General features: G+C 57.1%; 16 protein-coding genes. 8 read left to right on the top strand and 8 right to left on the bottom strand.

What is annotated here, in order from left to right; translation table 11 throughout:
* Positions 1–48: 48 nt before the first annotated feature.
* Together mfd and BMW97_RS05395 are read right to left on the bottom strand one after the other, a co-directional pair.
* Positions 49–3,495 carry a transcription-repair coupling factor gene (gene mfd, locus BMW97_RS05400; protein WP_045910212.1) on the bottom strand — a complete coding sequence of 1,149 codons (3,447 nt, stop codon included), beginning with the start codon at positions 3,493–3,495 and terminating at the stop codon, positions 49–51.
* A 149-nt stretch (positions 3,496–3,644) separates the two neighbouring features.
* Positions 3,645–4,718 (bottom strand): acyltransferase family protein, encoded by a 1,074-nt coding sequence (locus BMW97_RS05395; RefSeq protein ID WP_045910213.1) that lies wholly within the window; start codon positions 4,716–4,718, stop codon positions 3,645–3,647.
* A gap of 256 nt (positions 4,719–4,974) precedes the next feature.
* On the opposite strand from BMW97_RS05395, the gene lolC reads away from it, so the two are divergent.
* The 5 genes from lolC to cobB are packed head-to-tail and all read left to right on the top strand — an operon-like array spanning position 4,975 to position 9,913.
* Positions 4,975–6,174: a lipoprotein-releasing ABC transporter permease subunit LolC gene (gene lolC, locus BMW97_RS05390; protein WP_045372942.1), complete on the top strand. Its 1,200-nt coding sequence runs from the start codon at positions 4,975–4,977 to the stop codon at positions 6,172–6,174.
* A complete protein-coding gene (gene lolD, locus BMW97_RS05385; protein WP_008500772.1) occupies positions 6,167–6,868 on the top strand; it encodes a lipoprotein-releasing ABC transporter ATP-binding protein LolD in 702 nt (233 codons plus the stop codon). Before lolC ends, lolD begins: the two co-directional genes overlap by 8 nt.
* The gene (gene lolE, locus BMW97_RS05380) at positions 6,868–8,112 is read left to right on the top strand and encodes a lipoprotein-releasing ABC transporter permease subunit LolE (RefSeq protein ID WP_045352893.1); all 1,245 of its coding nucleotides are present in this window, start codon (positions 6,868–6,870) and stop codon (positions 8,110–8,112) included. Before lolD ends, lolE begins: the two co-directional genes overlap by 1 nt.
* A gap of 53 nt (positions 8,113–8,165) precedes the next feature.
* A complete protein-coding gene (gene nagK / locus BMW97_RS05375) occupies positions 8,166–9,077 on the top strand; it encodes an N-acetylglucosamine kinase (RefSeq protein ID WP_023292773.1) in 912 nt (303 codons plus the stop codon).
* A gap of 14 nt (positions 9,078–9,091) precedes the next feature.
* Positions 9,092–9,913, top strand: coding sequence for a Sir2 family NAD+-dependent deacetylase (gene cobB / locus BMW97_RS05370; protein WP_021240739.1), 822 nt, complete (start codon positions 9,092–9,094; stop codon positions 9,911–9,913).
* Positions 9,914–9,958: 45 nt separating this feature from the next.
* Here the strand turns inward: cobB and BMW97_RS05365 are convergent, their stop codons facing one another.
* Complete coding sequence (locus BMW97_RS05365; protein WP_045910214.1) at positions 9,959–11,890, bottom strand: methyl-accepting chemotaxis protein; 1,932 nt, start codon at positions 11,888–11,890, stop codon at positions 9,959–9,961.
* A 237-nt stretch (positions 11,891–12,127) separates the two neighbouring features.
* Here BMW97_RS05365 and BMW97_RS05360 point away from each other — a divergent pair, with 237 nt between their 5' ends.
* The gene (locus tag BMW97_RS05360; protein WP_045910215.1) at positions 12,128–13,357 is read left to right on the top strand and encodes an EAL and HDOD domain-containing protein; all 1,230 of its coding nucleotides are present in this window, start codon (positions 12,128–12,130) and stop codon (positions 13,355–13,357) included.
* Between the two features lie 47 nt (positions 13,358–13,404).
* On the opposite strand, the gene potD is transcribed toward BMW97_RS05360, so the two are convergent.
* The 4 genes from potD to potA are packed head-to-tail and all read right to left on the bottom strand — an operon-like array spanning position 13,405 to position 17,207.
* Positions 13,405–14,439, bottom strand: a complete 1,035-nt coding sequence (gene potD / locus BMW97_RS05355; RefSeq protein ID WP_090392570.1) for a spermidine/putrescine ABC transporter substrate-binding protein PotD — start codon at positions 14,437–14,439, stop codon at positions 13,405–13,407.
* A complete protein-coding gene (gene potC, locus BMW97_RS05350; protein WP_008500765.1) occupies positions 14,436–15,227 on the bottom strand; it encodes a spermidine/putrescine ABC transporter permease PotC in 792 nt (263 codons plus the stop codon). The genes potD and potC overlap by 4 nt, the downstream gene beginning before the upstream one ends.
* The gene (potB, locus tag BMW97_RS05345; protein WP_045910217.1) at positions 15,224–16,081 is read right to left on the bottom strand and encodes a spermidine/putrescine ABC transporter permease PotB; all 858 of its coding nucleotides are present in this window, start codon (positions 16,079–16,081) and stop codon (positions 15,224–15,226) included. The genes potC and potB overlap by 4 nt, the downstream gene beginning before the upstream one ends.
* Complete coding sequence (potA, locus tag BMW97_RS05340) at positions 16,065–17,207, bottom strand: spermidine/putrescine ABC transporter ATP-binding protein PotA (RefSeq protein WP_175481433.1); 1,143 nt, start codon at positions 17,205–17,207, stop codon at positions 16,065–16,067. Before potA ends, potB begins: the two co-directional genes overlap by 17 nt.
* A 237-nt stretch (positions 17,208–17,444) precedes the next feature.
* Between potA and pepT the strand changes: the two genes are divergently transcribed.
* Complete coding sequence (gene pepT / locus BMW97_RS05335) at positions 17,445–18,668, top strand: peptidase T (protein ID WP_045910219.1); 1,224 nt, start codon at positions 17,445–17,447, stop codon at positions 18,666–18,668.
* 99 nt (positions 18,669–18,767) lie between these two features.
* Positions 18,768–19,259: an REP-associated tyrosine transposase gene (locus tag BMW97_RS05330; RefSeq protein ID WP_045910220.1), complete on the top strand. Its 492-nt coding sequence runs from the start codon at positions 18,768–18,770 to the stop codon at positions 19,257–19,259.
* 87 nt (positions 19,260–19,346) lie between these two features.
* Here BMW97_RS05330 and BMW97_RS05325 read toward each other — a convergent pair whose 3' ends face one another.
* The gene (locus BMW97_RS05325) at positions 19,347–20,468 is read right to left on the bottom strand and encodes a ribosomal protein uL16 3-hydroxylase (RefSeq protein WP_045910221.1); all 1,122 of its coding nucleotides are present in this window, start codon (positions 20,466–20,468) and stop codon (positions 19,347–19,349) included.
* Between the last annotated feature and the right edge of the window lie 20 nt (positions 20,469–20,488).

The raw sequence follows: 20,488 nt of genomic DNA, 5'->3' as shown, positions 1-20,488 counted from the left end.
TTGTAAATTGTCCCCCGTTAGCGCTGGGCTAACGGGGGGAAAGGGAGGTCAGGCGATCGCGTTCTCTTCCAGCTGGCGCATAAAGTTACGCACCCAGTCCATGCGGGTTTTGCGCTCCGTCAGTTCCTGGGTGAATTTCAGACGCGTTGGGCCATCCAGACGGAAATGCTGCGGCTGTTTTTGCAGCAGGCCGATGAGCCACATCGGGTTGACGTGGTTCTTCTCCGCGAACTCAATCACGCCGCCTTTTTCGTTGCCTTCAAGCTTGCGAATGCCCAGTTTCTGCGCCTGCTGGCGCAGGCGAGCGATATCCAGCAGATTTCGCGCCGCATCGGGCAGCAGACCAAAGCGGTCGATCAGCTCAACCTTAATCTCTTCCAGCTCGTTTTCCGTCTTCGCACTGGCGATGCGCTTGTAGAACGACAGTCGGGTATTCACATCCGGAATGAAATCGTCCGGCAGCAGGGAAGGCATACGCAACTCGACCTCGGTCTGCTGGCTGGTGAGATCTTCCAGCGACGGCTCGCGCCCGGCCTTCAGGGCATCAACCGCGTTTTCCAGCAGTTCCATATAGAGCGAGAAGCCGATGGTCTCCATCGAGCCGCTCTGGTCCTCACCCAGCAGTTCACCGGCACCGCGGATCTCGAGATCGTGCGTGGCCAGTGCGAAGCCTGCACCGAGGTCTTCCAGAGAGGCGATGGCTTCCAGACGCTTTTGCGCGTCGGTGGTCATCGCTTTTGGATGCGGCGTCAGCAGCCAGGCGTAAGCCTGATGGTGCGAACGCCCGACGCGGCCGCGCAGCTGGTGAAGTTGCGCCAGGCCAAAGTGATCCGCACGTTCAATGATGATGGTGTTCGCGGTCGGAATGTCGATCCCGGTTTCGATGATGGTGGTGCACACCAGCACGTTAAAGCGCTGGTGGTGGAAGTCGTTCATCACCCGTTCCAGCTCGCGCTCGCGCATCTGCCCGTGACCGATAGCAATGCGCGCCTCCGGCACCAGCTCCGCCAGCCTGTCGGCCGCTTTCTGGATGTTTTCCACGTCGTTGTACAGGTAATAGACCTGACCCCCGCGCAGCACTTCACGCAGAATGGCCTCACGCACCACCAGATTATCGTACTCGCGGACGAAGGTTTTCACCGCCAGACGACGCGCCGGCGGCGTGGCGATAATCGACAGATCGCGCATGCCGCTCATCGCCATGTTCAGGGTTCTCGGGATCGGCGTCGCGGTCAGGGTCAGGATATCGACGTCGGCACGCATCGCTTTGATGCGCTCTTTATGGCGCACCCCGAAGCGGTGCTCTTCGTCGACAATCAGCAGCCCCAAATCTTTCCACTTCACGTCGTTTTGCAGCAGCTTATGGGTGCCGATCAGAATATCGATCTTGCCTTCGCTTGCCTGCTCCAGGATCTGCGTCTGCTCTTTGGTGCTGCGAAAACGTGACAGCATCTCGATGCGTACCGGCCAGTTGGCGAAGCGGTCGCGGAAGTTGTCGAAGTGCTGCTGAGCGAGCAGGGTGGTCGGCACCAGCACCGCCACCTGCTTGTTGTTTTCCACCGCAAGGAAGGCGGCGCGCATCGCCACTTCGGTTTTACCGAAGCCGACGTCGCCGCAGACTAAGCGGTCCATTGCCAGCGGCTGGCACATGTCGCTCAGCACGGCGTTGATGGCCTGAGCCTGATCCGGCGTGGTTTCAAACGGGAAGCTGTCGCAGAACAGCTGATACTGTTCCTTATCATGCTTAAAGGCGAAGCCCTCTTTGGCCGCGCGCTGGGCGTAGATATCCAGCAGTTCGGCGGCCACGTCGCGCACTTTTTCCGCGGCCTTCTGGCGCGCGCGCGCCCAGGCATCGCCGCCCAGCTTGTGCAGCGGCGCGTTCTCTTCGGCCCCGCCCGCGTAGCGGCTGATCAGATGCAGGGACGACACCGGGACATACAGTTTGGCGTCGTTGGCGTAGGTCAGCATCAGGTATTCACCTTTGATGCCGCCCGCCTCCAGCGTGGTCATCCCCTGATAGCGTCCAACGCCATGCTCCAGGTGAACAATCGGCTGGCCCGGATGCAGCTCGGCCAGGTTGCGGATCAGCGTGTCCGGGTTGATGGTTCGACGGCTGTCCTGACGACGGCGCGCGACGCGCTCACCCAGCAGGTCGCTTTCGCAAATCAGCGCCAGGTTGTTGAGCGTGTCGATAAAACCGTGCTCGGCGGCGCCAATCATCAGGTAACGGCCGTTTCCGGTCGCTTCGCTCAGGCGCAGGATGCGCTTCGGCGCCACCTTAATGCGTCCCAACAGCTCACCTAACGCTTCGCGGCGGCCTTCACTCTCAACGGAGAACACCACCGGGCCGGTAAAGGACTCCAGGAACTTGCGCAGATTATCCAGCGGGGATTTCTGCTGCGCCTGGACGGCCAGGTCCGGCAGCGTCCGGAAGGCGAGGTTGGTGTTGGCGGCCTTATCGGCAAGCGAATCGGTTTTCAGCTGCATGCGCGGCCAGCGCTTCAGCTCGGCGTTGAGCTCGTCGGTACGCAGCCACAGCGCTTCCGGCGGCAGCAACGGACGCATCGGGTCAACGCCCCGGTTTTCGAAGCGAGCGCGGGTTTCGCTTTCAAAGCGGCTGGCGCTGGCGTCGATATCCCCGGTGTTAACAATCAGGGTATTCGCCGGGAAGTAGCTGAACAAGGCAGGGAGCGGCTCGCTGAAGAACAGCGGCTGCCAGTATTCGATCCCGGCAGGCAGCGTGCCTTTGCTGACCTGCTGATAAATATGTTCCGCGTCGCGCTTCACCTCGAACTTATCGCGCCACTGGCTGCGGAACAGTTCGATAGCGGTTTTGTCCGTCGGGAACTCATGTGCGGGCAGTAAATTGATGGACTCCACTTCCTCCAGCGTGCGCTGCGTGTCGGCGTCGAAGACGCGCAGGCTGTCGATTTCATCATCGAAAAAGTCCAGACGATACGGCTGGTCGCTGCCCATCGGGTAAAGGTCGAGCAGCGCGCCGCGGGTCGCGTATTCCCCGTGCTCCATCACCTGGTCGACGTGGCGATAGCCGGCACCGTCAAGCTGCGCGCGCAGGGCATCACGGGACAGACGCTGGCCTTTTTTCATCACCAGCGCGTGGCCGTGCAGGTAGCTGTGCGGACAGACGCGCTGCATCAGGGTATTCACCGGCACAATCAGCACGCCGCGCTGCATGGTCGGGAGTTGATACAGCGTCGACAGGCGCGAGGAGATGATCTCCTGGTGCGGAGAGAAGCTGTCATAGGGCAGCGTTTCCCAGTCGGCCAGGCTGAACACCAGATTATCGGTGAACTGGCGAATTTCATCGTGCAGGCGCAGGGCGTTTTGCATATCCGGGGCAACCAGGATCACCGGGCCAGGATGACGCTCGGCGATTTCCGCTACCAGCGTGGCGCACGCTGCGCCCGTGAGTTCACCCAGCTGGCGCTGGTCGCCCGCTTTGACAGGCAAGGAATAACGATAGTGTTCAGGCATGGCTATGTCAGAGTCTCTTATGGATATACCAACAGTATTGGGGCATATCACTGATACGCAATGTCTTTATTATCCTCGATCGTTTTACATAAGCAAATCGTAACCGCACGGCGGGATTATACGCCCCCGGAAGGGGGGCGGTGAGGGCATTAACGGGTGGTGGGTGACAGCGTGAGCGGTGAAGGCGGAGAGAAGAAAATGTCCCCAAACAGCGCGGTGGAAATCTTACGCACCCCGAGTCCGGCAAGGGTACAAATCAGCAGGCTGGCAAACGGATAGACAAGAATTAGGGATAGCTCGGCCCAGACCGGCCAGTAAGCGGCATTCATCTCGCCGATCAGGAACAGGCTGAAGGCCTCAATGAGGATGCGGTGAGTGGTATAAATCGCAATGGTATTGGAGCCAATCACGTTCAGCAGGTTGTCAGGGTGAACGGCATAGCGCTGCTCAAAGCTGTAGAACAGCTTCATGATCAGCACAATCGACAGCAATGAGAGCAGCAGCGGAACGTTAGCAAACCACAGCACCACGGAGACGGCGGCGAAAGCGCCGGTTGTCAGCCAGCTGCGGCGCAGGCTGAGGTTTTTCATCCACGTCATCAGCGCTGCGCCATACCACGCCCCGAGGCTGTAGTAGATCATGTTGCGTACCACGCTGTTCATTCCCCACCACGGCAGCGGCAGGAAGTTGATCGCGATGCTTGCCAGCGCCAGCAGCCCCAGCATCGGCAGCTTCCAGCGGCTCAGCAGTTTACACAGCGTGAAGTACACAACCAGGGCATACAGATACCACAGACTGGTGCTGGCGGTGAGCATGCCTCGCACAAATCCCGGGAGCGAGTCGGCGTAGGCCGCGTTCGACGAGGTGGCAAGCGCGCGATCGGGCGCCAGCCAGGCATTCAGGTGGGTCAGCGCCTGCCATTGCAGAATCCCCCACAGCGCCAGGACCCAGACAATGCTCCAGATTCGCTTGTCGAGACTGGTTCGCCAGTCCACCTCGTCAATATAACGACGGATCAGATAGCCGGAGATAAAGAAAAAGACCGGCATACGGAAGGGGGCAAGATAGAGATTAAAATAGACCCAGCATTTGGCGAGAAGGCCGGAGAGCGGGTGTTGCAGCCCGATCAGGTGCGGATAAAACGTGATAACCGAATGATAGATAACCACCAGGCAGATACACAGCCCTTTTATCTGGTTAATCCATAATGCTTTTTGCTTCATTGTTCGCAACTACCTTATTGCCATAGACGAACGAACAATTGTTGTTAAACGAAACCGGGCTGTAATGGGTAACAGTCTGTATCAGGAGGTTTTTCGGAAAAGGTGGAGGTTGCGAGGGGCGGTTTCAGACATTAGTACCCTGATTTATCTGAATTTTTCGGAAAAATGATTACCAAAGCTTACGGTTTCAGTCATTTACGCTTAACGGATTCGCTTATATACTCGTGGGTCTGCTATCAGCAAACAGACGGACTTCATGTATCAACCTGTCGCACTCTTCATAGGCTTACGCTACATGCGTGGGCGCGCCGCGGACCGCTTCGGTCGCTTTGTCTCCTGGCTTTCGACTATTGGCATTACGCTTGGCGTGATGGCTCTGGTGACGGTGCTTTCCGTCATGAATGGCTTTGAGCGCGAGCTGCAAAACAACATCCTGGGGCTGATGCCGCAGGCCGTTCTCTCATCGACTAACGGTTCGGTTAACCCACAGCAGCTGCCGGAAAGCGCGGCGAAGTTACAGGGCGTCACGCGCGTTGCGCCGTTGACCACCGGTGACGTGGTGCTGCAAAGCGCCCGCAGCGTGGCGGTCGGCGTGATGCTGGGTATCGACCCGGCGCAAAAAGATCCGCTGACGCCGTATCTCGTTAACGTGAAGCAGACTGACCTGGAAGCCGGGAAATACAACGTGATTCTGGGTGAGCAGCTTGCCGGCCAGCTTGGCGTCAACCGTGGCGACCAGCTGCGCGTGATGGTGCCTTCAGCCAGCCAGTTTACGCCGATGGGGCGCCTGCCAAGCCAGCGCCTGTTCAACGTAATTGGTACCTTTGCCGCCAACAGCGAAGTCGATGGCTACCAGATGCTGGTTAACATCCAGGACGCGTCACGCCTGATGCGCTACCCGGCTGGAAATATCACCGGCTGGCGCCTGTGGCTTGACGCGCCGCTGAAGGTGGATACCCTCAGCCAGCAAAAACTTCCGGACGGCACCAAATGGCAGGACTGGCGCGAGCGTAAAGGCGAGCTGTTCCAGGCCGTGCGGATGGAGAAAAACATGATGGGGCTGCTGCTGAGCCTGATCGTCGCCGTGGCGGCATTTAACATCATCACCTCGCTGGGGCTGATGGTGATGGAGAAGCAGGGCGAGGTCGCTATCCTGCAAACCCAGGGGCTGACGCCGCGCCAGATCATGGCCGTGTTTATGGTGCAGGGCGCCAGCGCCGGTATCATCGGTGCGCTGCTCGGTGCCGTGCTGGGGGCACTGCTTGCCAGCCAGCTCAACAACTTAATGCCGATTATCGGCGCGCTGCTCGACGGCGCGGCGCTGCCGGTGGCTATCGAGCCGCTGCAGGTGGTCGGTATTGCGTTGGCCGCGATGGCCATTGCGCTGCTTTCAACGCTTTATCCTTCCTGGCGCGCCGCCGCCACTCAACCCGCTGAGGCTTTACGTTATGAATAAGATCCTGTTGCAATGCGACAACCTGTCCAAACGCTATCAGGAAGGCACTGTGCAAACCGACGTGCTGCACAATGTGAGCTTTAGCGTGGGCGAAGGCGAGATGATGGCGATTGTCGGCAGCTCCGGCTCCGGTAAAAGTACCTTATTACATCTGCTGGGCGGGCTGGATACCCCAACCAACGGCGACGTGATTTTCTCCGGCCAGCCGATGAGCAAAATGTCCTCGGCGGCGAAGGCCGAGCTGCGCAACCGCGAGCTGGGCTTTATCTACCAGTTCCACCACCTGCTGCCGGATTTCACGGCGCTGGAAAACGTGGCGATGCCGCTGCTGATTGGCAAAAAGAAACCCGCAGAAATTAACGCCCGCGCCAGCGACATGCTGAAAGCGGTAGGGCTGGGCCATCGCGGTAACCACCGTCCGTCGGAGCTGTCCGGCGGCGAACGCCAGCGCGTGGCGATTGCCCGTGCGCTGGTCAACAACCCGCGTCTGGTGCTGGCGGATGAGCCCACCGGTAACCTGGACGCCCGCAATGCGGACAGTATTTTCCAGCTTCTGGGCGAGCTGAACGCCTCACAGGGTACCGCGTTTCTGGTGGTGACCCACGATCTGCAGCTGGCAAAACGCATGGGGCGCCAGCTTGAGATGCGCGACGGTCATCTGAACGCGGAACTGACCCTGATGGGAGCAGAGTAATGGCGTCACCGTTATCGTTACTCATCGGTTTACGTTTTAGCCGCGGCCGCCGTCGTGGCGGCATGGTGTCGCTGATCTCCGTCATCTCGACCATCGGTATTGCGCTGGGTGTGGCGGTGTTGATCGTCGGCCTGAGCGCCATGAACGGTTTCGAGCGCGAGCTGAATAACCGCATTCTGGCGGTGGTGCCGCACGGGGAGATCGAACCGGTTAACCAGCCGTGGACGAACTGGAGCGATGCGCTCACCAAAGTTGAAAAAGTGCCGGGCATCGCCGCGGCCGCGCCCTACATTAACTTTACCGGGCTGGTGGAGAGCGGGGTAAACCTGCGCGCCATTCAGGTGAAAGGGGTGAATCCGGCGCAGGAAGCGCGTCTCAGCGCGCTGCCGAACTATGTGCAAAACGGCGCGTGGGCCAACTTCAGGGCGGGCGAGCAGCAGATCATCATGGGTAAAGGCGTTGCTGATGCCCTGAAGGTGAAGCAGGGCGACTGGGTGTCAATCATGATCCCCAACGCCAGCGCCGATCACAAACTGCAGCAGCCAAAACGCGTGCGCCTGCACGTTACCGGTATTCTTCAGCTGAGCGGCCAGCTTGACCACAGCTTTGCGATGGTGCCGATGGAGGATGCGCGCCAGTATCTCGACATGGGCGACAGCGTGACGGGCATTGCGATTAAGGTGAACGACGTCTTTAACGCCAACAAACTGGTGCGCGACGCGGGCAGCGTGACTAATAACTATGTCTACATCAAAAGCTGGATCGGCACTTACGGGTATATGTACCGTGATATCCAGATGATCCGCGCCATTATGTATCTGGCGATGGTGCTGGTGATTGGCGTCGCGTGCTTTAATATCGTCTCGACGCTGGTCATGGCGGTCAAGGACAAGAGCGGCGACATCGCCGTGCTGCGTACCCTCGGCGCAAAAGACGGTCTTATTCGCGCCATCTTCGTCTGGTACGGTTTGCTGGCGGGTCTGTTCGGCAGCCTGTGCGGCGTGGTGATTGGCGTGGTGGTTTCCCTGCAGCTGACGCCGATTATCAACGGGATTGAAAAGCTTATTGGTCACCAGTTCCTGTCGGGTGATATCTATTTTATTGACTTCCTGCCGTCTGAACTGCACTGGCTGGATGTTTTTTATGTGCTGCTTACAGCACTTTTACTGAGTCTGCTGGCAAGCTGGTATCCGGCGCGTCGCGCAAGCCGAATTGATCCGGCGAGGGTATTAAGTGGCCAGTAATTACGTCATGATCTAGCGGCTTTCGGGTCGCCAGATCGAAAGAGGAATGCGTTATGTATTATGGATTTGATATTGGCGGCACCAAGATTGCGCTCGGCGTGTTTGATAAAGACCTCAAACTGCAGTGGGAAACCCGCGTTCCCACGCCGCGCGACAGCTACGACGAATTTTTAACCGCCATTGCCGCGCTGGTGGCACAGGCCGATGAACGCTTTGGCGTGAAAGGCAGCGTCGGCATTGGTATTCCGGGCATGCCGGAAACCGACGACGGTACGCTTTACGCGGCCAACGTGCCTGCCGCCAGCGGTAAACCGCTGCGCGCCGATCTCTCTGCTCTTCTTGAACGCGACGTGCGTTTAGATAACGATGCCAACTGCTTCGCGCTCTCTGAAGCCTGGGATGATGAATTCCGTCGCTACCCGCTGGTGATGGGGCTGATCCTCGGTACCGGCGTCGGCGGCGGAATCGTCATCAACGGTAAGCCCATCACCGGCCGCAGCTACATCACCGGCGAGTTTGGTCATATTCGCCTGCCGGTGGATGCCCTCGAGGTGGTGGGACGTGATTTTCCGCTAACCCGCTGCGGCTGTGGCCAGCACGGCTGTATTGAGAACTACCTTTCCGGCCGCGGGTTTGCATGGCTTTACGAACACTTCTATCATCAGAAACTTGAGGCCCCTCAAATCATTACCCTGTGGGAGCAAGGGGATGCGCAGGCGCGTGAGCACGTCGAGCGCTATCTGGATCTGCTGGCGGTATGTCTGGGCAATATTCTCACTATCGTCGACCCGGATCTGCTGGTGATCGGGGGAGGGCTCTCAAACTTTACCGCGATTACGGAACGGTTGTCCGGGCGTTTGCCCCGACACTTATTGCCGGTTGCCCGCGTGCCGCGTATTGAACGCGCGCGACACGGGGACGCAGGAGGCATGCGCGGAGCCGCATTCCTTCATCTCACCGATTAGTTTACGAGGTTACTATGCTGTCGCGTCGCCAGGGTCGACTCAGCCGTTTTCGCAAAAACAAACGCCGCTTGCGTGAGCGTCTGCGCCAGCGGATCTTTTTCAGAGACAGAATGATGCCAGAAGCGATGGATAAACCCAGAGTGGTGGTGCTGACCGGGGCGGGGATCTCCGCCGAGTCAGGAATTCGAACCTTCCGCGCGGCGGACGGGTTGTGGGAAGAGCACCGCGTGGAGGATGTCGCCACGCCGGAAGGCTTTGCCCGCGACCCGGATCTCGTGCAGGCGTTTTACAACGCCCGCCGCCGTCAGCTTCAGCAGCCTGACGTCGCGCCGAATGCCGCGCATCTGGCGCTGGCGAAGCTGGAAGAGGCGCTGGGCGATCGTTTTCTGCTGGTAACGCAGAATATCGACAACCTGCACGAGCGGGCCGGTAACAAGAACATCATCCATATGCACGGCGAGCTGCTCAAGGTTCGCTGCGCCTGGAGCGGTCAGGTGCTGGACTGGAAAGAGGACGTGCTGCCAGAGGATAAGTGCCACTGCTGCCAGTTCCCGTCGCGCCTGCGTCCGCACGTGGTCTGGTTCGGCGAAATGCCGCTGGGAATGGATGAGATCTACAGCGCGCTGGCGATGGCCGACGTGTTTATCGCCATCGGCACATCTGGCCATGTTTATCCGGCGGCGGGGTTTGTCCACGAAGCGCGACTGCACGGCGCGCATACGGTAGAACTCAATCTTGAGCCAAGCCAGGTGGGCAGCGAGTTTGAAGAGAAACACTACGGTCTGGCAAGTACGGTTGTTCCGGAATTTGTCGACAAGCTGCTGAAAGGGCTGTAACGCGAATCGCGTGAAAAGGCACCCGCTGAACGGGTGCCTTTTTATTTAAGAGTGAAAGAACGCCAGCGTCTTCTCCAGCGATTTAGCCTGCTCGTCCAGCGAGAGCGCCGCCGCTGAGATCTGCTGAACCAGTGAAGCATTCTGCTGGGTGGTGCTGTCCATCTGGTTAACGGCGGTACTGACCTGGCTAATCCCCCGATTCTGTTCGTCCAGCGCCTGAACAATGTCGTTGATGACCAGATGCACGTGCGACACCGCCTCAATCACCTGTTTCATCATTACGCCGGTCTCATTGACCAGCTCAACGCCTTTGCTGACGCGGCCTGAGGACTCGGCAATCAGCTGGGAAATTTCTTTAGCCGCGTTAGCGCTTCGCTGGGCAAGGTTGCGCACTTCACCTGCGACAACTGCGAAACCGCGTCCCTGTTCGCCTGCGCGCGCCGCTTCAACGGCCGCATTCAGTGCCAGAATATTGGTCTGGAAGGCGATGCCGTCGACGATGCTGTTAATCTCACCGATCTTACGTGCGCTCTCGTCAATCTCCCCGATCACCATTACCACGTCGTTTACCAGCGTTTCGCCATGCCCGGCAAGGCTCGCGGCGCGATCGGTCAGCGTGGTGGCCTTGTGGGCGTTGTCGGCGTTATTCTTCACCGTGACCGAAATCTCTTCCATGCTGGCAGCCGTTTCAACAATCGCCGCCGCCTGTTCTTCGGTACGCGAGGCGAGGTCAAGGTTGCCCGCCGAAATTTCGCTGGTCCCGCCGTGCACCGAATGGCTGGCTTCGCTGATGTTGCCGACGATGCGCTTGAGCTGCGTCTGCATGGTGTGCAGGGCATAAAAAATGCTGTGGGTATCCCCGGAACGCACCGGGATGGTGTTGTTCAGATCTCCCCGGGCGACGGCCAGGGCGATCCCGGCGGCCTCGGAAGGTTCTCCCCCCACCGGACGGTCAACCTTGCGGGTAAAGATCTGGGCCATCACCAGGCTGACCGCAACGATGCTTAACACCATCAGGACGATGGCTTTCAGTAAAAATGCGCGCGCTTCGGCCATCACTTCGCTGACCGGGGTGATAATAGCCAGTTTCCACGGCGTCTGGCTGTTGCCGACGGCGATGTCCTGCCAGGTGATAAACACCTCTTCCTTCAGCAGCGGATCGTTTACCCGGGTGACATCATGACCGGCAATCTGACCCGCGTAAGGCTTGCCTGCAGCCCGTTTGTCCGGGCTGGACACCACGTTATTGCCCGCAGACAGGAGGAGGGCGTAGCCTGTGCCGTTCCACGGTTTAATTGCGCCGATCGTGGACTGCAGCGTGGCGAGCGAGAAGTCAGAGGTGACCGAGCCCAGAAACTGACCGTCACGCATGATGGGGGCGGCAATCGAGGTGAGCATCACGTCCACGCCGTTGTAGGGGTAAATATAGGGTTCGATGATCACATCTTTATGCCGCTGTTTCGGCAGCAGATAATAATCACCGCTGCCGGGCGTTTCGATGTCCGTCAGCAGGTGCAACGCCGGTTTGCCGGTGGCATCGCGGTCGACGTAGTGGGCGTAGCGCCCGGCAGGATCTTCACCGCTCTGACCGGCAAAGGCGGCATCGTTATCGTCAAACGCGTTGGGCTCAAAGGCCATCGACATGGAGAGAAACGACGGGTGAGCCGAGAGGTAGTGGATGAGCAACTGGTTAAGGCTCTGGCGATCGGATACGCCCGCCTCGCGCAGCGCCAGGGCACTGTTGCCCATATCCCGGGCGGCAGTCAGGGCGGAATCCAGCTGTTTGCTGACCTGTAAAGCCTGTACCTCGGCTATCTGGCGGATATGTTTTTTGGCCAGCACCTCTTGCTGCGCCATCCACTGCCACATCATAAACCCGATCGTTGCCGTAAAGCCCACCGTCACGGTGAGGAAAATGGACAATAGCATCAACGTCTTGACTCTTATTTTTTGTTTTTGGACCATGGCGTCTTTCATTCTCATCTCCCGTAATGTCGTGCATGTCGGGCAGGCACACAGTACTTATCGGATATTTCGTTCTCTTTCTGTAGAGCGCCGGATATATTTAATTTAAATTCCAGAATATTAAATCCCGTTAATTAGTGTGGATGCTTTTATTTTGTGCATTCAATCAAAATAGCGCTCGATAATGCTCGTTATCATCGTGTAGAAAGAGGATGCTAATAAATATTAAGTGGTAGAGGAGGATGGGATATGTACGGATTTATCGCGCGACAACCCATTTTTAACCCAGAGATGAATACCGTGGCCTATGAGCTGCTTTTCAGAGACGGGATGACAAATCGTTTTCCGGATGTGTCGGCGGAATATGCCACGTCCAGGATGATATCCGATCAGTTTTTATGTGTGCCGTCCCAGCGCATCGCCGGGGCACATACGTCGTTTATTAATTTCCCTTCAAGGATGGTCATTGACCGCAGTGGCGAAGCGCTTGATAAAGAGAGCGTGGTGATTGAGATCCTTGAAGATGCTGTGCCGGGGGCCGAACTGCTGCAGGCTGTCAGGGAGATGAATGCGCATGGCTACCAGTTTGCGCTTGATGATTTCACCCTTGCGCCAGAATGGGATGCTTTTTTACCCTATATTTCGATCCTGAAATTCGACGTCAGAAATTATACTTTAGCGCAAATTAAAGCGTATCTGAAAGCACGTAAACATCTGACCGGTCATATTAAATATCTCGCTGAAAAAGTTGAGACTAAAGAGGAATTCAACCAATACAGGGACGAGGGGTTCTCTCTTTTTCAGGGCTATTTTTTCTGCCGTCCGGAGGTCATTAAATATAAACGGCTGTCGCAAAATCAGCTGGCGATTTTCCGGCTGCAAATGGAGGTCGGACGCAATAAACCTGATTTTCGAATCATCGAGTCGTTGATAAAAACGGATCTGACGCTCTCTTATAAAATCATGCGCTATATGAAGCATACGGCGTTTAAACATGTCGGCGCCTGTAATTTCAGCAAGTTAACCCTGAGCGAGGTGCTCAGGTATCTTGGCGAAAATCAGCTCCGACGGTTTGTTGCCGTCGTAGTCCTCGCCAGTGCGGGTAATGACACCGTCAGCGAGCTTTACCCGCTAAGCATGATGCGCGGCAAGTTCTGCGAACTGATTGCAGAGACGATGAAAGACCCGATTCTGGCTGAAAATGCGTTCATGTGCGGCCTGTTTTCTTTGCTCGATACCCTTCTTGAGTTGCCGATGGCCGAGTTGATGAAGCAAATTGCGGTACCGCAGAGCGTGAGCAACGCGCTGTGCCATCAGGAGGGGCAGTTAGCCGACATGATCAACCTCTGTCGTTATTATGAACAGCAGCGCTGGGACGAGGCAACCCGGGTTCGTCAGGCGCTGGGTCTGTCTGATGAGGAGGTGGTGGAGGCGATGCGAAAGGCGACGATCTGGGCAGGAGAGAATGCGGTCAGTTAATTCCCCCTCACGCCGCGCAGGCGGCGTGAGGAAGAACGCGATACCGGTTAGCGGCCCGCTTTTAACTTCTGGGAATACTCTTCGTAGAGGCGGCTGGCGTCGCCGACATCGTTCTGCCATTCACCTTTGCTGATGGTTTCGGCGTCCGGGTAGAGCGACTTATCGTTAGCCACGTCTGGCTTCAGCAGCTTGCGTGCGGCCAGGTTGGGCGTCGGGTAGCCAATCGTCTCGGCAACTTGTTTCGCCACGTCAGGGCGCAGCAGGAAGTCAATCAGCTTATGCGCCCCGTCCACGTTTTTCGCGTTGGCCGGGATTGAAAGACTGTCCATCCAGAAAATCCCACCCTCTTTTGGCCAGACAACCTCAAGCGGCGTACCGGCCTGGCGGGCGACATACGCGGAGCCGTTCCACACCATCCCCAGGTTCACTTCGCCTTCCATATACGGGTTTGCCGGGTTATCGGAGTTGAATGCCGCCACGTTAGGCATCAGCTTTTTCAACTCGGTATACGCCGCTTCAATCTCTTTTGGATCCGTCGTATTGCCCGAGTAGCCCAGCTTGCGCAGCGCGATCTGGAACACTTCACGCGCGTCGTCGGTCAACAACAGGCTGCCTTTGTACTCCGGTTTCCACAGGTCGGCCCAGCTTGTCACCGATTTCGGATCGACGGCCTCGCTGTTAACGCCAATCGCGGTTGCCCCCCAGATATACGGAATGGAGTAGTCGTTATTCGGGTCAAACGGCTTGTTGAGCATCTCCGGATCGAGGTTTGAAAAATGGGTTAGCTTCGTTTTATCGATCTTCTGGATCATGCCCTCTTTGCGCATTTTGTCGACAAAGTAGGTGGAAGGAACCACCAGATCGTATGCGCCGTCTTTGTAGGTTTTGAGCTTGGCATACATGGTTTCATTCGACTCGTAGGTCGAGTAGATCACCTTGATGCCCGTCTCTTTGGTGAACTGTTCCAGCAGTCCCGGCGGCACATACTCGGTCCAGTTGTAGAAGTAGAGCGTTTTGCTGTCATCAGCGTGCGCGGCACCCATGCCAAGCACCAGCGCGGCAGCGGCGAGCATTTTTTTCATTTCATTGTCCCCTGAGATTTTGTTTTATCACGAGCAATAACCTGGCTGGCGATCACCAGAACCAGCGAAAACACCAGCAGAATGGTCGCCAGCGCGTTCACCTCAGGTGAAACGCCGACTTTCACCATCGAATAGATTTTCAACGGCAGAATTTCATAACTCGGCCCGGTCACGAAGGAGGAGACCACCACGTCATCCATCGACAGGGTAAAGCTCAGCAGCCATCCGGCCGCCACGGCGGGCATCGCCAGCGGCAGGATGATTTTGCGCAGGATAGTCATTTCGCTGGCACCCAGATCTTTCGCCGCCTCCAGCATGCGCACGTCGAACCCTTTCAGGCGCGCAAAGACGGTCACCACCACAAACGGCAGGCAGAAGGTGATATGGGAAAACAGCAGCGACCAGAAGCCAAGCTGTACGCCCAGCAGCATAAACAGCACCAGCAGCGAAATCGCCATCACGATGTCCGGCGACATCATCACCACAAACAGCATGCCGCTGACGAACGGCTTACCGCGAAAGCGATAGCGATAGAGCGCCACGGCGGTCAGGGAGCCAATCAGCGTGGCGAAGGTGGCGGAGAAGATCGCCATCGTCAGCGAGTGCTGAGCGGCCTGCAGCAGGCTGTCATTGTTCATCAGCAGGCTGTACCAGTCGGTGGTAAAGCCCTGCCAGTTAATCCCAAAGCGCGAGCTGTTAAACGAGTTCACGATCAAAATAATGATCGGGATATACAGGTAAGCGTAAATGGCGGTCATAAAACCGCCGCGAAGCAGTCGACCGATCATTCGAGTTCCACCTTCTTATTCAGCAGCCGTGATGCGCGCCAGTAGACCAGCAGCATCAGACCCATCACCACCGTCAGCGTGATGCTGGTGGCGGACCCGAACGGCCAGTCGCGGATGTTGAGGAACTGGCTCTTGATCACATTCCCAATCAGCAGGTTTTTCGCCCCGCCCATCAGGTCAGAAACGTAGAACAAGCCCATCGCCGGGAGCATCACCAGCAGACAGCCCGCGATAATGCCGGGCATGGTCAGCGGGATGATAATGCGGATAAAGGTCTGGAACCTGTTGGCACCCAGATCTTTTGCCGCTTCCAGCAGCGGTTTATCCAGCTTCTCAATGCTGGAGTAGAGGGGCATCACCATAAACGGCAGCAGGATATAGACCAGACCGATAATCACCGCGCTCGGGGTGAACATGATGCGGATCGGCGTATCGATCACTCCCAGCCACAGCAGAAATTCATTGAGGTAGCCTTTGGTGCTGAGGAAGATTTTCAGCCCGTAGATGCGAATCAGCGAGTTGGTCCAGAACGGCACAATCAGTAAAAACAGCAGCAGGGGCCGCACCTTTTGCGGCAGGCCCGCGAGGAACCACGCGAAGGGATATCCCAGCACCAGACAGGCAATCGTGGCAATCAGCGCCATATTCAGCGAGTGCAGCAGCACGTCAAAATAGAGCGGATCGATCAGGCGCGCGTAGTTGTCCAGCGTAAAGACCAGCGAAACGAAATGGGTATCGTCGCGGGTCAGGAAGCTGGTGGCGATAATCATCAGGTTGGGGAGAAAGACAAACAACACAAGCCAACCGACGATCGTGGCAATCACCACATTCTGGAACTTACTTGTGTTCTTCATCAGCCAGTACAACCTCCCAGCTTTCTACCCAGTTGATAACCATTTTCTGGTCGAGAGAGTGGTCGAAGTCAGGGTCGTCCTCGTTAAAGAACTCGCTGACCATCACCATTTTGCCGTTCTCCAGCTCGACGACAGACTCCAGCGTCATCCCTTTGTAGTTGCGCTCGCGGATATAGCCGATTAACCCTTCGGCCTTGGCATTGCCGTGGATTTCATCGACGCGCAGATCTTCCGGGCGCAGCAGAACGTTGAGCTTTTGTCCCTTTTCGACGGGGAAATTCACCGTGATGGCGCACTCCCGTCCTTCGACGCGAGCCCGGACGCGCTGGTCGTCCAGACGTTCGATCACCGTGGCGTCGAAGATATTGATTTCACCAATGAAGCTGGCGACAAAAAGGTTCTTCGGCTCTTCGTAGATTTCACGCGGCGTGCCGTCCTGCTCGATTTTACCGTCACGCATCACCACGATGCGGTCGGACATGGTCAGGGCCTCTTCCTGGTCATGGGTGACGAAGACAAAGGTAATGCCGAGCTTGCGCTGCAGAGCCTTGAGCTCGTTCTGCATCTGCTTGCGCAGCTTGTAATCCAGCGCGGAGAGGGATTCATCCAGCAGGAGCAGACGCGGCTTGTTGACCACGGCGCGGGCGATGGCCACGCGCTGCTGCTGGCCGCCGGAAAGCTGATGCGGTTTTCGCTGGGCAAACGTCTCGAGCTGCACCATGCGCAGGGCTTCGGTGACGCGCGGTTCGATTTCATTCGCCGGGGTTTTTTGCATCCGCAGGCCAAACGCCACGTTTTCAAACACGGTCATGTGCGGGAAGAGGGCATAGCTCTGAAAGACAGTGTTGACGTGGCGGTCTTCGGCGGGAACCTGAGTGATGTCCTGGTTTTCAAGATGGATATGGCCGTTATCGACGCTTTCCAGCCCGGCGATAAGGCGCAGTACGGTTGTTTTGCCGCAGCCGGAGGGGCCAAGCAGCGTCAGAAACTCACCGTCATTGATGGTGAGAGTGAGGTCGGAAATGACGTCCTTGCCATCAAAACTTTTACGAATTCGTTCCAGTTTCACCAGCGGTGAACGGGTTTGTGTATTCAATTTTTGCGCTGTCCCATATAGACGCCTCAGGCAGCAGACTGAAGCGGGGTTTGTGTGTAACCACCTTGGTGACTCGTAATGAGGGCGGACATTCTACGGCAATCCCCTGCAATCGCCAATCCTTGTCACTGATTCATAAGCTACATTTACTAACGCATAACGATATAAACGGAAAATATTCTCGTTTGCGGGATAAAAGTGACCTGACGCAATATTTGCGTTTTGATGCTTATTGATAATGTTGTCACAAAAAGTGAGGGTGACTGCATGGATAAATTACTTGAGCGTTTTTTACAGTACGTTTCGCTGGATACCCAATCTAAACCGGGTGTTCGCCAGGTGCCGAGCACCGAAGGCCAGTGGAAGTTATTAAACCTGCTTAAAGAGCAGCTTGACGCCATGGGGCTGGTCAACGTCACGTTAAGCGAGAAAGGCACTGTGATGGGAACGCTGCCGGCGAATGTCCCGGGTGACATTCCGGCGATTGGCTTTATCTCCCATGTCGACACCTCTCCGGATTTTAGCGGTAAACATGTAAACCCGCAGATCGTTGAAAACTACCGCGGCGGCGACATTGCGCTGGGCATAGGCGACGAAGTGCTCTCGCCCGTCATGTTCCCGGTGCTGCACCAGCTGCTGGGCCAGACGCTGATCACCACCGACGGAAAAACGCTGCTGGGGGCGGATGATAAAGCGGGGATCGCGGAAATCATGACGGCGCTGGCGGTGCTGAAGGGCAAAGATATCCCGCACGGCGATATCCGCGTGGCCTTTACGCCGGATGAAGAGGTCGGCAAGGGCGCGAAGCACTTCGACGTGGACGCCTTTAACGCGCAGTGGGCCTATACCGTTGACGGTGGCGGCGTCGGTGAGCTGGAGTATGAAAACTTCAATGCTGCCTCAGTGACGATCAAAATTGTCGGCAACAATGTTCACCCCGGTTCGGCGAAAGGCGTCATGGTGAACGCGCTGTCGCTGGCATCGCGAATTCATGCGGAAGTCCCGGCGGAAGAGAGCCCCGAACAGACCGAGGGGTATGAAGGGTTCTATCACCTGACCAGCATCAAAGGCACCGTGGACAGCGCGCAGATGCACTACATCATCCGCGATTTCGACCGTAAAGCCTTTGAGGCGCGCAAGCGTAAGATGATGGAGATCGCCAAGAAGGTGGGCAAGGGCCTGCATCCTGACTGCTATATTGAGCTCATCATCGAAGACAGCTATTACAATATGCGCGAGAAGGTGATGGCGCATCCGCATATTCTCGATATCGCCCAGCAGGCGATGCGCGACTGCGATATTGAACCGCAGCTGAAGCCGATTCGCGGCGGCACCGATGGTTCTCAGCTGTCATTCATGGGGCTACCGTGCCCGAATCTGTTTACCGGTGGCTATAACTACCATGGCAAACATGAGTTTGTGACGCTTGAAGGAATGGAAAAGGCGGTGAAGGTGATTGTGCGGATCGCGGAGTTGACCGCGAAGCGGTAGCCGCTTTAAGCCGGGTGGCGGCTACGCCTTACCCGGCCTACGTTCAAATTGTAGGCCCGGTAAGCGAAGCGCCACCGGGCAGAAAGGCAAGGAGTGCCCATGTCAAACTACCGTCGCCATTACGTCCCCGGTGGAACCTGGTTCTTCACCGTCAACCTGCAAAATCGTCAGAGCGATTTGCTTACCCGTCATATCGATAGCCTGCGTTCCGCCACCTCAACGGTTAAGCGTGCGAAGCCCTTCACCATCAACGCGTGGGTTATTCTGCCTGAACACATGCACTGTATCTGGACCCTACCGGAAGGAGACAGTGATTTTTCTGCTCGCTGGCGGGATATCAAAAAGACGTTCAGCCGCAACGTCGATATGCGCCATATCTGGCAGCCACGATTCTGGGAACACACTATCCGTAACGAAGAGGACTACCGGCGGCATGTGGATTACATTTACATCAATCCGCTGAAGCACGGCTATGTGGGTAAAGTCAGCGACTGGCCGTTTTCAACGTTTCATCGGGACGTGCAGGAGGGATTGTATCCGGTGGATTGGGCCGGCGAGATCGAGGATTTTGCGGCGGGTGAGCGTCGATAAAAACGCCCGGTGGCGCTACGCTTACCGGGCCTACGATCCGAATGTAGGCCGGGTAAGGCGTAGCCGCCACCCGGCAAATATCACGACTCAGTCCTCAAAGAACCAGTACCCGCTGTTGACCAGTGCGGCCAGCATCGCGAGGAAAGACGGGTCTTCCAGCGCATCGCCAAAGGTATCGGCAGTCAGCACCAGATGGCTGGCAATCGCTTCCAGTGCCGGACGGTGTGGAGAGTCCAGCTTCTCGCCGTTGACGAACACCTCCTCACCAATACGCAGCACGCGTAGCCCGCCCAGACGCGTCAGCTTGTCGCCCTGCTGAAGCGCATCATAAATCTCGTCAGCCTGATAAGGCGGCTCCGGTGGTGCAACGTCCAGCTCGTGGCGGGACTGGCTGATAAACTCGCCAAACCACTGTTTGAAGTGCTCCGGCTCGTTAATCAGATCCAGCATCATGCCGCGCAGCTTATCCAGCTCTGCGGGCAGGATATCGGCCGGATGCTCGCGCGCAGGCACATCCGGGTCGCTGTAACGATAGCTGCCCAGCTCGCGTTGCAGAACGTAGTCGGCAAATCCGCTGATCATCTCGCGGCCGCTTGGCGCGCGGAACCCGACGGAGTAGTTGAGGGAATTCTCCAGGGAGTAACCTTCGTGAGGGAATCCCGGTGGAATGTAGAGAATGTCACCCGGCTCCAGCTCTTCGTCGATAATCCCGTCAAACGGGTCAACCTGAAGCAGGTCCGGATGCGGGCAGTGCTGCTTCATAGGGACTTTTTCGCCCACGCGCCAGCGGCGGCGGCCCGTACCCTGAATAATAAACACGTCGTACTGGTCCAGATGCGGACCGACGCCACCGCCAGGAACGGAGAAGGAGATCATCAGATCGTCCATGCGCCAGTCGGGCAGGGCGCGGAACGGACGCATTAAGGCGGCCGTTGGCTCGTGCCAGTGGTTGACCGCCTGCACCAGCAGCGACCAGTTGTTTTCACCGAGGTGATCGTAGCTTTCGAAAGGACCGTGGCTAACCTGCCATTTCCCGTCCTGGTGGCTGACCAGACGGCTGTCGACTTCGTTTTCCATGGCCAGACCGGCCAGCTCGTCAGGCGAGATGGGGTCGACAAAATTGCTGAACCCACGTTTCAGAACGACCGGGCGTTTTTGCCAGTAACGTTCAATAAACTCGGGCCAGTTAAGCGTTAAGTGATAATCCATATTTTTTTATTCCGCAGGCT

Source organism: Enterobacter sp. NFIX58 (assembly GCF_900110475.1).
In the GTDB taxonomy this organism is placed as follows: Bacteria; Pseudomonadota; Gammaproteobacteria; order Enterobacterales; family Enterobacteriaceae; genus Enterobacter; species Enterobacter quasiroggenkampii.
Note: the sequence above shows the minus strand (reverse complement) of the source record. Positions and strands in the feature narration are given on the sequence as shown.

What these genes read in the sequence shown, in the direction of transcription:
- lolD (WP_008500772.1), top strand. Translation starts at nt 6,167, where the DNA reads ATGAATAAGATCCTGTTGCAATGCGACAACCTGTCCAAACGCTATCAG.
- cobB (WP_021240739.1), top strand. Translation starts at nt 9,092, where the DNA reads ATGCTGTCGCGTCGCCAGGGTCGACTCAGCCGTTTTCGCAAAAACAAA.
- potB (WP_045910217.1), bottom strand. Translation starts at nt 16,081, where the DNA reads ATGAAGAACACAAGTAAGTTCCAGAATGTGGTGATTGCCACGATCGTC.
- BMW97_RS05325 (WP_045910221.1), bottom strand. Translation starts at nt 20,468, where the DNA reads ATGGATTATCACTTAACGCTTAACTGGCCCGAGTTTATTGAACGTTAC.
- BMW97_RS05360 (WP_045910215.1), top strand. Translation starts at nt 12,128, where the DNA reads ATGTACGGATTTATCGCGCGACAACCCATTTTTAACCCAGAGATGAAT.
- BMW97_RS05395 (WP_045910213.1), bottom strand. Translation starts at nt 4,718, where the DNA reads ATGAAGCAAAAAGCATTATGGATTAACCAGATAAAAGGGCTGTGTATC.
- pepT (WP_045910219.1), top strand. Translation starts at nt 17,445, where the DNA reads ATGGATAAATTACTTGAGCGTTTTTTACAGTACGTTTCGCTGGATACC.
- nagK (WP_023292773.1), top strand. Translation starts at nt 8,166, where the DNA reads ATGTATTATGGATTTGATATTGGCGGCACCAAGATTGCGCTCGGCGTG.
- lolC (WP_045372942.1), top strand. Translation starts at nt 4,975, where the DNA reads ATGTATCAACCTGTCGCACTCTTCATAGGCTTACGCTACATGCGTGGG.
- BMW97_RS05330 (WP_045910220.1), top strand. Translation starts at nt 18,768, where the DNA reads ATGTCAAACTACCGTCGCCATTACGTCCCCGGTGGAACCTGGTTCTTC.
- potC (WP_008500765.1), bottom strand. Translation starts at nt 15,227, where the DNA reads ATGATCGGTCGACTGCTTCGCGGCGGTTTTATGACCGCCATTTACGCT.
- lolE (WP_045352893.1), top strand. Translation starts at nt 6,868, where the DNA reads ATGGCGTCACCGTTATCGTTACTCATCGGTTTACGTTTTAGCCGCGGC.
- mfd (WP_045910212.1), bottom strand. Translation starts at nt 3,495, where the DNA reads ATGCCTGAACACTATCGTTATTCCTTGCCTGTCAAAGCGGGCGACCAG.
- potD (WP_090392570.1), bottom strand. Translation starts at nt 14,439, where the DNA reads ATGAAAAAAATGCTCGCCGCTGCCGCGCTGGTGCTTGGCATGGGTGCC.
- BMW97_RS05365 (WP_045910214.1), bottom strand. Translation starts at nt 11,890, where the DNA reads ATGAAAGACGCCATGGTCCAAAAACAAAAAATAAGAGTCAAGACGTTG.